Origin of the sequence: Collinsella aerofaciens ATCC 25986 (genome assembly GCF_964259375.1) — a bacterium.
Taxonomy (GTDB): Bacteria; Actinomycetota; Coriobacteriia; order Coriobacteriales; family Coriobacteriaceae; genus Collinsella; species Collinsella aerofaciens_BO.
Genome location: NZ_CAXVJM010000023.1, coordinates 1 through 15444 on the forward strand (window position 1 = coordinate 1; position 15444 = coordinate 15444).

The 15444-nt window shown below is 57.2% G+C and carries 9 protein-coding genes; 8 read left to right on the plus strand and 1 reads right to left on the minus strand.

Translation table 11 applies throughout. The annotated features are described in order from the left end of the window. The 8 genes from brxC to ACEXKH_RS08955 all read left to right on the plus strand — a co-directional run. Positions 1-3579: BREX system P-loop protein BrxC (brxC, locus tag ACEXKH_RS08920; protein ID WP_373573849.1), on the plus strand; the 3579-nt coding region annotated here is incomplete at its 5' end. Positions 3580-3645: 66 nt separating this feature from the next. Beyond that, the gene (pglX, locus tag ACEXKH_RS08925) at positions 3646-6135 is read left to right on the plus strand and encodes a BREX-1 system adenine-specific DNA-methyltransferase PglX (RefSeq protein ID WP_373573850.1); all 2490 of its coding nucleotides are present in this window, start codon (positions 3646-3648) and stop codon (positions 6133-6135) included. Between the two features lie 9 nt (positions 6136-6144). Further along, positions 6145-6744, plus strand: coding sequence for a hypothetical protein (locus ACEXKH_RS08930; protein WP_373573851.1), 600 nt, complete (start codon positions 6145-6147; stop codon positions 6742-6744). A 74-nt stretch (positions 6745-6818) separates the two neighbouring features. Next, positions 6819-7787 carry a hypothetical protein gene (locus ACEXKH_RS08935; RefSeq protein ID WP_373573852.1) on the plus strand — a complete coding sequence of 323 codons (969 nt, stop codon included), beginning with the start codon at positions 6819-6821 and terminating at the stop codon, positions 7785-7787. A 23-nt stretch (positions 7788-7810) separates the two neighbouring features. Beyond that, positions 7811-10519, plus strand: a complete 2709-nt coding sequence (gene pglZ, locus ACEXKH_RS08940; RefSeq protein ID WP_373573853.1) for a BREX-1 system phosphatase PglZ type A — start codon at positions 7811-7813, stop codon at positions 10517-10519. Between the two features lie 11 nt (positions 10520-10530). Beyond that, on the plus strand, positions 10531-12861 hold the full coding sequence (gene brxL / locus ACEXKH_RS08945; protein ID WP_373573854.1) for a protease Lon-related BREX system protein BrxL: 2331 nt from the start codon (positions 10531-10533) through the stop codon (positions 12859-12861). Positions 12862-12936: 75 nt separating this feature from the next. Further along, on the plus strand, positions 12937-14289 hold the full coding sequence (locus tag ACEXKH_RS08950) for a hypothetical protein (protein ID WP_373573855.1): 1353 nt from the start codon (positions 12937-12939) through the stop codon (positions 14287-14289). Between the two features lie 27 nt (positions 14290-14316). Beyond that, positions 14317-14529: a hypothetical protein gene (locus ACEXKH_RS08955; protein ID WP_373573856.1), complete on the plus strand. Its 213-nt coding sequence runs from the start codon at positions 14317-14319 to the stop codon at positions 14527-14529. A 7-nt stretch (positions 14530-14536) separates the two neighbouring features. On the opposite strand, the gene ACEXKH_RS08960 is transcribed toward ACEXKH_RS08955, so the two are convergent. Beyond that, on the minus strand, positions 14537-15214 hold the full coding sequence (locus ACEXKH_RS08960; protein ID WP_373573857.1) for a DUF3800 domain-containing protein: 678 nt from the start codon (positions 15212-15214) through the stop codon (positions 14537-14539). Between the last annotated feature and the right edge of the window lie 230 nt (positions 15215-15444).

Sequence of the window (15444 nt, forward strand, 5' to 3'; positions counted from 1 at the left end):
GCCGGCGCCCGACGGGGAGACGGCGAGTTAGCCGGCAGGTCGGCATGTCAATCCTGGTCTAACAGAGCCTTATTTAAAGCCTACGGCGATTCTCTGTATAACCCTACCAACAAAATGGGCGTATGGGTCAGTGGTTTTTATGGGTCCGGTAAGTCACACTTTCTTAAAATCTTGAGCTATTTGCTTGGGAATCTCAATGTTGATGGGAAGCGCGCTATCTCTTTTTTTGATGGCAAGATTGCCGATCCGTTGGTGTTTGCTTCCATGGAGCACGCCTGTTCCGTTCCTACGCAAACCTTACTGTTCAATATCGACACCAAGGCGGGGTCGTGGAAGGGCGATAAGGCATCTGTTGCTGTTCTCTATGGATTCCAGCGCGTGTTTTATGAGGCGCGAGGGTTTTACGGCGTTAAGCCCAAGCTTGCTCAGCTTGAGGAGTACATCGATGAGATAGGTAAAACTCAAGAGTTTCGCGACGAATTTGAGCGTCTAACAGGAAAAACATGGCTCGAAAATCGCAAGACCTATAGGTATAACAAGGCTTTTCGTAAGCTTCTTAAATCTGTTCTGGGCATGAGCGACGATGAAATTAGTGCATGGGTCTCTGCTCCTGATGACGAGCTTCTTCAGCCTGATGAATTTGCTCAAAAGGTTAAGGAGTACATTGACGCTCAGGCGGCTGCCAATGGTGGCGATTTTCGCTTGGTCTTCATGGTTGATGAGGTTGGCCAGTTTATTGCTAACGGCGGCAACTCGGATCGTCTGTTGAGTCTCCAGACGGTAGTCGAGGAACTCGGATCAGTTTGTGGTGGCCGTGTTTGGGTGATGGTTTCGAGTCAAGAAGACATCTACAATCTCGGTTTACCGGGCGGGCTGGATACGAGCATGTTCTCTAAGATCTTGGGTCGATTTGATACTCGCCTTTCGCTTTCTAGCTCCAGCGCTGACGAGGTCATTCAGCGCCGTATTTTGGAGAAGACCGCACCGGCGGCCGATGCGCTTGCCCAACTCTATAAGCAGGACTCCGCCGTCCTCAAAAACAACTTCACATTTGAAGGCTCGCGCGCCGATCTTGCGGGCTATGCCAACGCCAAGGAGTTTGTCGCCAGCTACCCGTTTGTAGGCTATCAGTTCAAGCTGCTGCCCGACGTCATGACCGAGGTACGCAAGCACGGTGTCAAGGCCAAACACATGTCCACGGGCGAGCGCTCCATGCTGAGCGCTTTCCAGGAGAGTGCTCAGGCTATCCAGCATGAGCAGACCGGCGCTCTCGTGCCCTTCTGGCGCTTCTTCGACACAATCTCTAAAGACCTGGAGCACGGCATCATTCAGGTCGTCGTCTGCGCGGAGCGCGCAGCTGAAAACGCAGAAGGTCTTGAGAGCTACGATGTTCGGGTGCTTAAGCTCCTGTACTTGATCCGCTACATCGGCTACGTTAAGGCCTCGGTCGAGAACATCTCCATCTTCATGATTGATAGCCTTGACGTGGACAAGCGCGCCCTTAAGGACCGCGTCAAGGAATCCCTCGCCCGCTTGGAGCACGAGAACTACGTTGCGCGCCAGGGTGATACCTACAGCTTCCTTACCGATGAGGAGCAGGAAATTGCACAGGAGATCGCGCAAACCCCGATCGACAACGCAAAGGTGATCGAGTCTATCAAGAAGCGCCTGTTCGAGAGCATCTACACTGCGCGCAAGCTCACCCGCGAGGCCAACGACTTCCCCTTTGACCGCTACGTGGATGGCTCGATTCATGGATCCAGCATGGGCGGTATGGAACTTTCCGTGGTGACCATGGCCAGTGACTTGGGCTGCGCCGACGATGCCGAGTTAGCATTGAAATCTGTGGATAAAGCCATCGTGGCCTTGAGCGACGAGGTGGATTATTGGACCCCACTCGTCAACGCCGCCAAGATTTGCATGTACGCCCAGACGCGCAACCTGCAGGAGTTACCGCCGAGCACCCGCCAGATTGTCGAGGCCAAAATGCGTGAGAAGGACTCTAACGAGAAAGAGGCTGACACCCTTTTGACCGAGGCGGTGCTTCATGCACGATGCGCCGTCAACGGGCGCATGGTTGAGGTCCGTGCCACCAAGCCTGCGCAGGTCTTCGACCAGGTGCTCGCGCAGTTGTGCGACGTAATCTTTGGTAAGGCTGGCTATATCGGCGCGCCGGTCGAGGGCGATTCCGATATCCGCTCCACGCTGGCGGGCAATATTCAAGCTGGGCTTGATGGCATGGACGCTGGGAATGCGCGTGCCCTCAAGGATGTCGAGGATTACCTCAGAGTGCAGCATCAGCGTCATTTGGATACCGCTATGGGTGATATTCAGCGCAAGTACCAGCAAAAGCCCTATGGCTGGCGCGAGGTCAATATCGCAAATGTGGTGGCGCAGCTTGTGGTTGAGCAACGCGCGCAAGTGCTGTTTGGCGGTCAGACGATCCAAGCCAACGACAATCGAATGGTGGCGTTCTTGCGCAAGGATGCCGATAAGGTGCAGGTGCGTCTACGCGTGCGTATGAGTGACCGTTTGCTGCGCGATACGGGCGATCTTATGCGTGACCTGTTTGACCTTGATACCGTGCCCTCCGATGAGGATAAGCTCGTGGCCGAGCTTAAAGAGCGCCTTGAGAGCCTTCGTCAAGCCTGCCTCGATATGGCGCACGGCTTCTATACGGGCATCAAACCGCTCTATCCGTATCCTGGCGAGAGTGAGTGCGATAAGATGCGCTCTGAGGTCGTCGACGTCCTTAAGGACCAGAACGAGTCCGAGGCGTTCTTGACCACGTTCACCAAGCATGAGGAGCGCTTGCTCGATGCCAAGGAAGACTTTGACAAGGTGGTTGAGTTTTTCGAGTCCAACCAACGAACAGCGTTTGACCACGCCAAGGATTTCTTGAGCCGCACCGAGGGTATCGAGTATGCCTCCGATGACATTCCCAGCGCGGTTGAGAATGTGGCAAAGGTGCGTGAGGTTCTCAAGGATCCCAAGCCCTACGGCCGCATTAAAGACCTGCAGCCGCTTATGGATCCCGTCGAGGACGACATGAAAAAGCTGCTGGGCATCCGCCGCAATGAGTTTTTGTGCCGAATCGAGAGCGATCTGCAAGACCTGCAGGCACAGGCTGAGAGTCAAAAGGGCTTTGTCAATCAAGCCAAGGATGCCATAGCAGACGCCGGCGCCAAATACGAGTCGTTCAAAAACCGTGCCCACAGCGCTCAAAGCCTCAACGAGCTGAGTGTTGCCGCGACTAACTGGGCCAACTGGCTCAGCGCAGCAACCAACGGGATGTACGACGCTGTGGATGCGGCCCGCATCCGTATGGACAACGAGCGCCGCACCACCGAGGTCACGAGTACGGGTGAGGTGGTCAAGAAGATCTCCAACAAGGCCGTTGCGTCGTCAGCGCCCACGCCTGCACCCGTGCCCCAGCGCAAGATCAAGACTGTGCGCCGCGCCGATCTGGCCAAGCCGAGTCGTCTCTTGTCCGCAGAGGACGTGGAGCGCTACGTGGACGACCTGCGCTCCCGCCTTATGCAAGCACTCGCTGCAAACGACGAGATTCGTATCAACTAGCCCGCAGAGCCACTGGCACCAAAGCGCGCACCGGTGGCTTATGGCGTTTAGAAAGGCTCATCAACCATGAACGATTCTGCTCTTAAGAGCTTCTGCACTTGGGCCCGCACGGAGCTCATCAAAGGCGTGGAGGCGCAGATGGTGCGCTACGGCATCACCGAACCTGCACCTGCGCCCGCTGGGTCCGAGACCGTCAACGGCCTGCCCCTAAGTCCGGCCGAGATTGAGCAACGCGACGAACTGCTGCGCATACAGGCAGAGGTGGGTCACGAGGCACTGCGCGACCGTGCTGCCTACACCTGGTTCAACCGCATCGTGGCCATTCGCTTCATGGATGCACGCGGATGGCTTCCCAGCCGTATGCGCATGCTAAGTCGTGCGGACGGCAGCCATGGCAGCGAGGCCGTGGAGAACGCACTGGACGTGGAAATAGCGACGGTCGATACCGATCGCATAGCCGAGCTCAAGATGGCGGGCTTGGATGAACCGTTGTGGCGCTACCTGTTTGTTGCTCAGTGCGAGGAGCTTGCCGATTGCCTGCCGGGTGTCTTTGAACGCGTGGGCGGAGCCATGGAGCTGCTGTTGCCCCAGGGCCTCATGATATCCGACGGCGTGGTGGGCAAGCTCAACGCCGTCCTCGCTGACGAGGACTGGTGCGAGGGCGTGACCGTTCTGGGTTGGATGTATCAGTACTACAATGCTGACGTTAAAGACGAGTTCTTCAAGTCCAAGCGCAAAGCAGCGGCGGAGGACATCGCGCCCGCCACGCAGCTCTTCACCCCCGAGTGGATCGTTCGCTATATGGTCGAGAACTCACTCGGCCGTCTGTGGATGTTCAACAACCCGGGGAGTTCGCTACGCGAGCACATGAAATATTACATCGAGCCCGATTCTGAGCACGAGGACTTCATCCGCATCTCGAGTCCCGAGGAGATTTCGCTCTGCGACCCAGCGTGCGGTTCGGGCCATATCCTGGTTTATGCGTTTGAGCTGCTCTTTGCCATGTACGAGGAGCGCGGCTACCGCGAGCGCGAGATCCCGGAGCTCATCCTGACCAAAAACCTCGCTGGCATGGAGATCGATCCCCGTGCGGCTCAGATCGCCGAGCTGGCGCTTGCCATGTGCGCTCGCGAGCACGACCGTCGCTTCTTTAGGCGTGGTGTTCGCGCCGATGTTATCGTGCTCACGAGCATTCCGCTGGGAGAGGATGAGCTGCCGGGTAACAAGAAGCTCGCCGAGGAACTGAGCCATTTGGGCGAGATCGGCTCGCTTCTTAATCCTTCAGAGGACGAGATTGACGAGCTTAAGGCCGCCGCCGCGAGCTGTTCCGACGATCTTTTTGCTTCTGCGACCAAAACTAAGCTCGAAAGCGTTGCCGTCATCTGCGAGAAACTGTCCCGTCGTTTTACCTGCGTCGTGGCGAATCCTCCGTATATGGGCAGCAGCAGCTTTAACCCCTTTATGAGCAAGTGGGTCAAGAAGAACTACCCCGACGTGAAGAGCGACCTGTGTACGTGCTTCATCGAGCGCGGGTTCAACCTTACAAAGGACCGCGGTTACGCGGCCATGGTCACTATGCAGAGCTGGATGTTCCTGGGCAGCTTCGAGAAGATGCGCTCCTCGCTCACCGGCGGCAAGACTATCGTCTCGATGGCGCATCTCGGCCCCCGCGCATTCGACGCCATCGGCGGCGAGGTCGTCAACGTGACAGCCGACGTCATCTACAATGGCCGCGCGGCATGCGAGGGCGCCTACGTGCGCCTCGTCGGCATCAACGGTAGTGAGGCGAAGCGTCTCAAGCTGCTCGAGGCGATCCGAGATCCCGACTGCGGCTGGTTCTACCGCCGCGACGCCGACATCTTCAAGCAGATCCCCGGTGCCCCAATAGCCTACTGGGCTGGGGGCGGAATACTATCTGCATTTAAATCAAATCCAGCTGTTGGTACGCGCGCGTCGCTTCAAGCTGGAATCACAACGGGAAACAATGACTTATTCATTAGAGCTTGGTGGGAGATCCAACTATCAAAGTTTGATAGGGAGTGCTCATCGATTAACGAGGTCCAAACCGCAACGTGTTGGTATCCATGTAACAAAGGTGGTAGCTATCGCAAGTGGTATGGCAACCGAGATAACGTTATGAATTTCTCAGTCACTGGCCAACTGGAGATGAAAAAACAGTCAGGATTCCGCCCCGTCAGCCTTGATGATCAATTTAGGCCGTCGATCTCTTGGTCAGACGTTACGTCCGATCGCAATTCGTTTAGAGTCAACGGCGGACACAGTCTTTTTGAGCATGCTGGAAGTTGCGCATTTATTGCAGATGACAACCTGCTTCCGCTAATTGCCTACCTGAATTCATCCGCAGCATCTGTGATGCTCAGAATGATTAACCCAACTCTTAATTGTAATGCGGGCGTTGTGTCAAGGCTGCCGCTTCTTGGCCTTGGTGAAGAGGGCCGTATCTCTAGCATGGCTGAACTGGCTATCGAACTGTCAAAAACCGACTGGGACTCGTTTGAAACCTCCTGGGATTTTAAACGTCACCCCTTATTGTGAGTGATCAGCATGAGGTACATTCGCCGACTATTTATTTCTTTGGCTGTTTCAATTCCATGCTTAGTGGTTTTCACGTTACTGTTTAAAGCTCTTCTTGGATTTCTATCCGGCATTTGCTCGCTTCCGTTGCTCAACTCTTTATCGTCGGGGGATTTGTTAAATGGAGTCGGGACGTTTTCGGCAGTCATTATTGCAGTGGTCTCGTATCAGCACGACATAGAAACGAAGCAAGAAGAAGAGAGGTCTCGGAGCGAAAAGGCTAAGCCTCAAGTTGAGGTGGACAGTTTCGAGGAAGATTACGGATTCATTGTTTCGATTACCAATGTAGGTCCCCGGCCAATTCCGTCAATTATTGTGGAGGAAAAGCCAGTCGTATCTAATCTTGAGCCTGGAGATACCTGTTGTTTTGATTACATCGGTTTTGAGTCGTGTGAGTCGTATGAAGGCGAGGTTGAGGGCTCCAATTACGTTGTTTCAACGAGGACCTTTCGCGATGGGGTAAGCCTTTGGCTCTTTATGTATGACATTTTGGGTAAGGCTTGGATGAGTGAATATACGCTCGAGGAAGATGGTGCCCGGTTGTTGGACGGACCCTCCTGGGTGCTGTGAGAAAAGCTTGACTACCACATAAAATGCCCCTTTGAATCATTGTTTTTAATCCCCTACTACCTGGAAGGCGTTCCATGTCAACACTGCTCGCCGATAAATACGAGGCTCGCAAGGCCGAGGTTAATGCTCGCTTTGAGCAGCTTCGCAGTAACGAGGAAGAGCTCAACCGAATCTTTGCCAAGATCTACAACATGGAGGGTGAGGTGCCCATCGAGGTCGAGGATAAGTACGTTTCGGTGGCGCGCATCTTTGATACCGCCGACGAGATTCCCGAGAGCTATAAGGGCAACAAATACGCGCGCACCAAGCGAGACGAGATCACCTCGCTCATAAGCTATGCCGTGGGCTGCATGTTTGGCCGCTATTCGCTGGATGTGGACGGGCTGGTTCTGGCCGACCAAGGCGCCACAGTCGATGACTATCTGGCCAAGATGCCCGATCCCGCACATGTGACCTTTATGCCCGATAGCGACAACGTGCTGCCCATTACCGATGACGAGTACTTTGACGACGACATCGTGCGCTACTTTATCGACTTTGTGCGCACCGTGTATGGTGAGGAGACGCTTGAGCAGAACCTGGCCTTTATTGCCGAGGCACTCGGCGGCAAGGGCGCCTCGCGCGAGGTCATCCGCGCCTACTTTTTGAAGGACTTCTTTAGGGACCACTGCCAGACCTATAAGAAGCGCCCCATCTACTGGCTGTTCGACAGCGGCAAGAAAAATGGCTTTAAGTGCCTTGTCTACATGCATCGCTATCAGCCCGACCTGTTGGCTCGCATCCGCACCGACTATGTGCATGGGCAGCAGGAGCGCTACCGTGCCCAGATCGGCTATGCCAACGATGCCCTTGCTGGTGCCGAGCGCGGCGAGCGCGTGCGCTTGGACAAGCGCGTCAAAAAGCTTAACGACCAGCTCAAAGAGACCATTGGCTACGAGGAGAAACTGCACCACTTGGCAGACCAGATGATTAAGATCGACCTGGATGACGGCGTCAAGGTCAACTACGCCAAGTTTCAGGATGTGCTGGCAAAGATTAAGTAACTGCAGATACGGTAAGGATATTCATGCCCAAGATCGATGTAGAAGAACAGCTCAAGCTGCGGTTTTTGCAACCGTTGCCCGCATGCATGCCCCGCCGTGTGGTGGTTTGGCACGATGCGGACGGCGAGTTTGCTCCTGAGTTTGAACGTTTGGCCGCCGAGGGCTTCGACGGTGCGGGGACTGATGACGGCGTTATGCCCGCTCACGGTGACTTTGAGCGCCCAGTGCGGTTTGTTGAAGCCTGCGAGGGCCGCATGTTTGCCGTCAAGAAGCTCGTCAACCGCGATGACCTTGTGAGCGATATCTTGCTGTATCGCCGTTGCCCGCGCGGCAGGCTTGAGGGCGATTGGCTTGCCGATGTTGAGCTGTATGCTGACCGGTTTCAAGCTGATTATCTTTCGCTTTTGGCCGATCAGCTAGGCATCGAGAATATCGACGCCGTGCGCGAGAGCCTGCGCGAGCGCAAGACGTTCTTTGATGCCAAGACCCGCTGCGCTAAGTTTGCCGCGTGTGTTCCGCATGCCTCGGGCGCATCCGATATCGAACTCGGCATCCTTACGGTGATTTTTGGCGGTAAAGAGCTTGGTGACGCGCGCCCCGCGTTTGTGCTGCGTGGCTGTATGACCATGCTGCTGCACGAGGGTCCCGAGGCGCTGGCCGAGTTGATGGACAAGTACTGCGTGCGCGATGTGCTCTCTGCCTTTATGCTTCGCTGCTATGGGCTTGAGGGACCGCTGTATGAGCGCGACTCATTGCTTATGCTTTCATCCCATGTGCTCCTTACGGCGGCGTCTACCGCGCTTCCCGAGGGAGCGCTCAAGGGACTCGAAAGCTATGTGGCTCCCGCCTACGGCTCCTATTGCCTTGAGGCGGTGCGTACGTGGGACCAGACCGCCGATACCCAGGCGTCGAGCGAGGACCTATTTGAGATTTGCCGTTTGGTTGAGGACGCCCGCGGACTCTTTGCACGGTTCGAGACCTTGCCGATCGATGTGCTGGCTTCGCTTGATGTGTTCCCGTGCGTCAACGAGGTTGTGCTCTCGCAGCTGTTCTGCTCGTTTGCGCAAGGTGCAGACCGTGTTGAGGATGCGCGTGCCTTTGCTGCGCGCCGTTGCGACCTAAGCTGGTACCGTCGTGTCGAGAGCTACTTTGACCTGCTTGTCGCTGTGGCCGATATGTGCGCGTTTAGGCAGACGCACGCGGGTGGGTTCCATCTGGCGCAGTCCCAGCAGGTGTGGGATGCCTATACGTCCGATTGGTATGCCATGGACGCTGCCTATCGCCATATGTGCACCGCGTATCTGCGGGCACGCTCCGTCGAGTGCGATGCGCTCGAGGAACCTGCCCGCGCCGTGGCGGACTGGGCGGAGAATCTCTACAGCAACTGGTTCTTGGCGGATGCCAATGCCTGCTGGGCGGCTGCTGCGCAAGGGGAGTGGGCCGATTGCGGCTACATCGATGGTCCCGCACGGCAGGATGAGTTTTACTGGCATGTGCTACCCGCCTTTGTGGGTTCTGCCAAAACAACGGTCGTTATCGTGAGCGATGCGCTGCGCTATGAGGTGGCCCGCGACGTTGCGGCGCAGCTCGAGCGCGAACGCGGCGGCAACGTCAAGGTCTCTAGCATGCAGGCGGTCTTTCCCTCCATTACCGAGGTGGGCATGCCTGCGCTGCTGCCGCACCAGGTGCTTGAGCTTGCAGAGGATGGCGCGTTTGTGTTGGCTGACGACATGCCCACTGCGACGACTCCGCAGCGCGAGGCCGTGCTTGCCCACGTTGAGCCTACAGCCCGCGCTTTGCGCTCGAGTGCATACCTCAACATGGCGGGAACCGAGCGCAAGGCGATGCTCAAGGACTCAAGACTTGTCTACCTCTATCACAACAAGATTGATGCCACGGGCGAGAAGGCCGCTACGCAGGATGACGTCTTCGATGCCTGTACGGACACCGTAGAGGAGCTTGCCGCGTTGGCGAGCCGCGTGTGCACCGACGCCCCGGGCGCGCGTGTTGTTATAACGGCGGATCACGGCTTTATCTACACGCGCCGGGAGCTCAGCGAGTGTCAGATGCTCGGCAAGCCAGATCTTCCCTTCCTTGACGCTCCCGTCATGCACGGCAAGCGTCATCTGGTGGTGCCCAACGAGGCCGTGGCCAAGCTTTCGGGCGAGGCACGCGGGGTGTTTGTTAATGTTGACATGGGACGTTTGGGTGCCGGCTTTGAGGGGTTTGCCCCGCGCGAGAACGTGCACTTCAAGCGTCCCGGTGGTACTAACAACTACGTCCACGGCGGCATGAGCCTGCAGGAGCTTTGCGTGCCCGTTATTGGATTTTGGCGTGCGCGCTCGGGTTCCAAGGACTTTGTCGACACGCGCGCGGCGACGTTGCGCGTGCTAAGTGAGGGGCGCCGGGTGACCAACTCGCTCTTCTCGCTCAACTTGATCCAGGAAGAACCAGCCCAAGGCAAGGTCTTGCCGTGCGAGTACGAGCTGGTGTTTACCGACGCAAGCGGCAACGAGGTGAGCGATACGGTCAAGGCGCATGCTAACAAAACTTCTGTTAATTCGCAGGAGCGCGTAGTGCATGCCAAGTTTGCGCTGCGCGCGGCGGATGGATTCTCGGCAAAGGGTCCGTACTATCTGGTCTGCCGCGAGCGCGAGACGGGCAAGATCGTTTGGCGCGAGACGTACACCATCGCTGTTTCGTTTGCCCCTGTTGCTGACTTTGGTTTTTAGGAGTGTGCCCTATGTTTGATAGCCATGATGACGATCTGTGGGAAGTTCCCTCGATTGATGTGGATGTGCCCGTGGAGGCTGCGGCTGCGGAGGAGGTCGTGCCTGCTGCGGAGGCTGAGGCTGCTGCGCCCGTTGAGTCTGCCGCGGCGGCCGAGGACGAGTCCTCGACCGATGGCTATGACCAGGCTGCGGCCGAGGCTCCCGAGGATGAGGGCTACGACATGGATGGCCTTGACGGCAAACTGCTCGAGCACTTTGCTGGCAAGATCGTGCGCAAGGACCTGACGGCCCTTATGAAGCGTGGCGCCAACGTGCCAACCTTTGTGCTGGAGTACCTGCTGGGCATGTATTGCTCAACTGACGACGAGGATGCCGTGGCAGAGGGTTTGGAGCGCATCCGCAGGATCCTCACTGATAACTACGTGCGCCCCGACGAGTTCGAGCGCATTAAGTCCAAGATTCGCGAACTGGGCCGCTTTACCATCATCGACAAGGTGACGGCCAAGCTCGACGAGTACAAAGACATCTACGTGGCATCGTTTGCCAATCTGACTATCGAGCCGTTTGTGATGCCTGCCGAGTACGTGCGCGACTATTCCAAGATTCTGCAGGGTGGCATTTGGTGCATTATGAGCATCGAGTACCGTCATCCCGTGGATGAGGAAGACGAGTTTGGCATGGAGGTCTTTGGCGACGATGCGCCGCGCCGCGCCAAGGCCAAGCGTAAGAAGCGTGGGCCCGAGGACTCTCCGTTTAGCGTGGCGTCGCTCACGCCCATCCAGATGCCCAACCTGGACCTGGATGCCATGGTCGAAGAGCGCCAGTATTTCTCGCGCGACGAGTGGCTCAACATGCTGCTACGCTCCGCTGGTTATGAGCCCAGTGAGCTTTCCGAGAAAGAGCGCCTGCACTTTATCGAGCGTATGGTGCCGCTCATCGAGCGCAACTACAACCTGTGCGAGCTGGGTCCCCGCGGTACCGGTAAGAGCCACATCTACAAAGAGGTCTCGCCCTACGCCATTTTGCTTTCGGGCGGCCAGACCACCACGGCCAACCTGTTCGGCCGTATGAACTCCATGCGAGCCGACCGCGTGGGCCTGGTGGGACACTGGGATTGCGTGACGTTCGACGAGGTCGCCGGCATGCGGTTTAAGGACACCAACGCCGTGCAGATCATGAAAGACTACATGGCGAGTGGCAGTTACGCGCGCGGCCGCGACCAGATCAACGCCGATGCCTCTATGGTCTTTGAGGGCAACATCAACGACACCGTGCAAAACGTCCTTAAGACCACGCACCTGTTTGATCCGTTCCCGCCGGAGTTTAACAACGATTCGGCTTTCTTTGACCGCATCCATTATTACCTGCCGGGCTGGGAGATTCCCAAGATGCGCTCGAGCCTACTGACCGGGCATTACGGCCTGATTACCGATTGTCTGTCGGAGTTTTGCAAGGAGATGCGTCGCAAGGACTTTACGCACCATATCGACCGGTATTTCCGCTTTAACAGCGACTTTAACAAGCGCGACGAGATCGCCGTGCGCAAGACCTTTAGCGGTCTGGCCAAGCTACTGTTCCCCGACGAGGCCATGGACAAGGACGACGTGCGCTGGCTGTTGGACTACGCCATCGAAGGCCGTCGCCGCGTAAAGGAGCAGCTCAAGATTATGGCGGGCGTTGAGTTTATCGACGTCAACCTGGGCTATATGGATGCCGACAACCCGCAGGACGTGCACGTGGTGCGCGTGCCCGAGCAGAGCGAGGACACGCTGATTCCCGACGGGCCGCTGCTGTCCGGTCACGTGTTTGGCGTGGGCAGGTCGCAGGGCGGCGAGGTTGCCGTGTACAAGTTGGAGAACAAGGCCGTTGCCGGTGAGTGCAAGTTTAAGCACGAGGGCGTGGCCTTTAACAAGCCGGTGCGCGATACGCTGGAGGCCGCGTTCGACAATTTTGTGAACCTGGCGAACCGCGTGGCGCCGGGCATGCACATTGGCTCCAAGGATTACCTGCTGTTCTACAACGACCTACAGAGTAAGGGCCTGTCCGAGGAGGTTTCGCTCGCCGAGTTTGTGGGACTTTGCTCCGCGGCGTGCAATCGCCCGGTGATGCCCGCGCTGGCGATTCCGGGCATCTTGCGCATGTCGGGCTCTATGGACGAGATCCGCGGGCTCGAGGACATTATGCGCGTGGCCAAAAACGCCGGCGCCAAGCGCGTGATTTTGCCGCTGAGTGCCATCGCGGGCCTACAGAGTGTTTCGTCCGAGATTATCTCGGGACTGAGCCCGGTGTTCTACATGGATGGCGACCCGGTCGATGCCGCGAAGAAGGCTCTGGATCTGTAGAAGTGCGGGCGAGCGGGCTTGAGTGCGCGTGGGCCCGCGGGCGTGTTGGTGCGTAGTGCGTGAGGAGGCCTTGCCATGGCGGGCGAGCGTTCTGTTGGCGAGCTGCTCGACGAGCTGTTTGGCTTTGAATCGGTAGGCAAGCGTCAGACGGCGCTTGAGCAGTACGATCGCGGGGAGCTGGTGCGCAAGGCGCGCTCCCGTGAGCTGTTGGGTGTGCTTAAGGGCGTCGAGGCTTCCGAGCACGCTGCGCGCGAGTCTGCCGTGCGGGCTGTTGACGGGTATGTTCGCCGTGTTGAGGGCGCCGCGCTTGCACGCGCTCGCAAGCAGGCGGGCATTGTTGGACCGCTACGGATGGAGCGCCGCTATGCTGCCTTTTTGCGCATGGAGGAGAAGGCCGAGTTGCTGGCCCGTTTGGAGCAGACGCTTGCGTTTATCGGGGTAAAGCTGCGGGCCAATACTGCGGCCAAGGTTCGCACGGCGTACGATGTCGCGGGGGCTTTGGTGTTGCAGGGCACGGCGCGTTTGAGTGACGTGCGCGTTGTGGATGCCGTGCCCCTGGATGCCGATCTGCTATGTGCGCAGCTGGAGCAGATGCGCTGTGCCGCCGACGCGACGGACCTTGCGGGTATGATCACAGCGACGTTTGAGTCCGAGCTGAGTGCGACTGGCCCGCAGGGCACTGACGGGTTTGCGGGCGATGTTGCTGGTGACGTGGCGTTGGAGCGTGAACTTACCAACGTGCGCGGTGCTGCGCAGCGGGCACGCTTGGCGGCGCAGGCGTATCGGGCCGAGCGTGCCGCCCGTATTGCGGGGAGCATGGTGGAGCCGGTATCGTTGCCCGAGCCTGCGCGCGTTGCGATCGAGACGGCGTGCGATGCCGGGGAGCTTTCCGAGTTGCTCGCTCAGGTTAAGAAGTCGTTTGAGACCTACCGTCGTGTTGTTGCCGACGGCGGGTTATTCTGCGCGTTTGGCACGGGCTCGCCGCACGGCATTTGTTGCGGCACGAGCTATTTGGACTACGATTCTCGGCTTGATGAGGACGTGCTGGTGGGCGAGTACGATGGTGCAACCAGGCATACTGTTCGGCGTGAGGTTACGATTCCCGAGCTGGTGGATGAGGCTTCTGCCGAGGGCGGCGATTCGCTCAAGGTTGCCGTGGCGCGCATGCGCGAGTTTAACGGGCGTCGCTACGATGGTGTGCTGGATGAGGATCCTGCGCGCCATGTGAATGCGTTTTGGTATGGACTCAAAAAGCTCAGCCAGTATTGCGAGGCTGCCGTGCGTGTGGATGAGCGTGCTTGGGATTGCTTTATCGATAAGGTGCAGTTCGCCTACGATGAGTCCGTGGGGCGCCTGGCCACGCAGATGGACGATAAACAGGTGGCAGCTTTTGTTTCTGCTGTGGATGTGCTTGGCGCTGGTGAGTAAGGGCTTGGCTCGATAGGAGGTTGCACCATGAAGATCGACGTTGATGTAGACCAATTGCGCGAGAGCCTGCTCGATCGCGCGGGGAGTGCGGCGGGTGCGGGCTTTCCGGCTGCCATGCTCGACGTAGCGGATATCGAGGATGAGTCGCCCCAAGAGCTCCTAGCGCGAGCCGAATGCGAAGGCCTCGACCTCCGAGACTTTGCCGTCGACGATGACTATGGAGCGTCTTACGACTGGTGATTCCGGGTCAGTTCATCCGTTTCTTCCTGAGATATAAGAGAAATCCCTTTTTGAACGTCCTTCGGGTTCCAAAAAATAGCCGATCCGTCTTGGTTTCTTCCTTACTGTCAAACTTGATAGCCGTTAGCTCGATCGTGCAGATGTAGTCAGCAACTTGGAATAGCCGGTAGGCTCGCGGCGTGGCTTCTCGGTATACGATGACGTCCTTTGCTAGAACGTACTCGAGCGCAGAATGGATGACCTCTGTTACGATCGGTTGACCGTTGTCGTAGTAAATCTTAACAGTGTCGTATCGTTGGAAGAATTCCAGATGGTCGAAAAGCTCAACCGTGAGGTCCCGCCTCATTCTTTCCGCAAGACCGTTTTGATTGTCGGTGAATTCGCTCATTCGGTATTGTAGGCAGAGGTAGCGTATGGGGAGATGCTGAATGAACGCGCGAAATGCGCTCAACATGTGCCTTCGCTGCTCCTTGGGAAGATCTTTGTAGTCGCCGTTTCCATTCAATAGGGGTCCTGCATGAAAAGGCGTATTGGGAAGCGAGGACTGCGACAGGGCGCGCTCGTAGCGGTCAATGCGTTCAACGATTGCATCGTTTTGATCATGAAAAACGAGGGTGACGAGGTAGTAGTTGGAGACGCCTCCGAGGTCGCCAGATTCGTCAACAAAGACGGAGAGTTCGCTCATGGTGGGCCTCCATTTTTTCAAAAAAAAATGCCGGGGGTAAGACCCCGGCTCTTGGAGGCCCCTCTTTTGGAGGGAACCATATTCTTTATACCATGAGATAAGGGGTGCTTTCAAGTATAATTATAATAAGCAAACATATGTTCGTCAAACTACCTGCGAAAAGTCCTTAGCCGCCGAGAGGTTGGGTAGAGCGGCTCGTAAATTGCTGACGTAAGGGCGCCGGTGGTTTC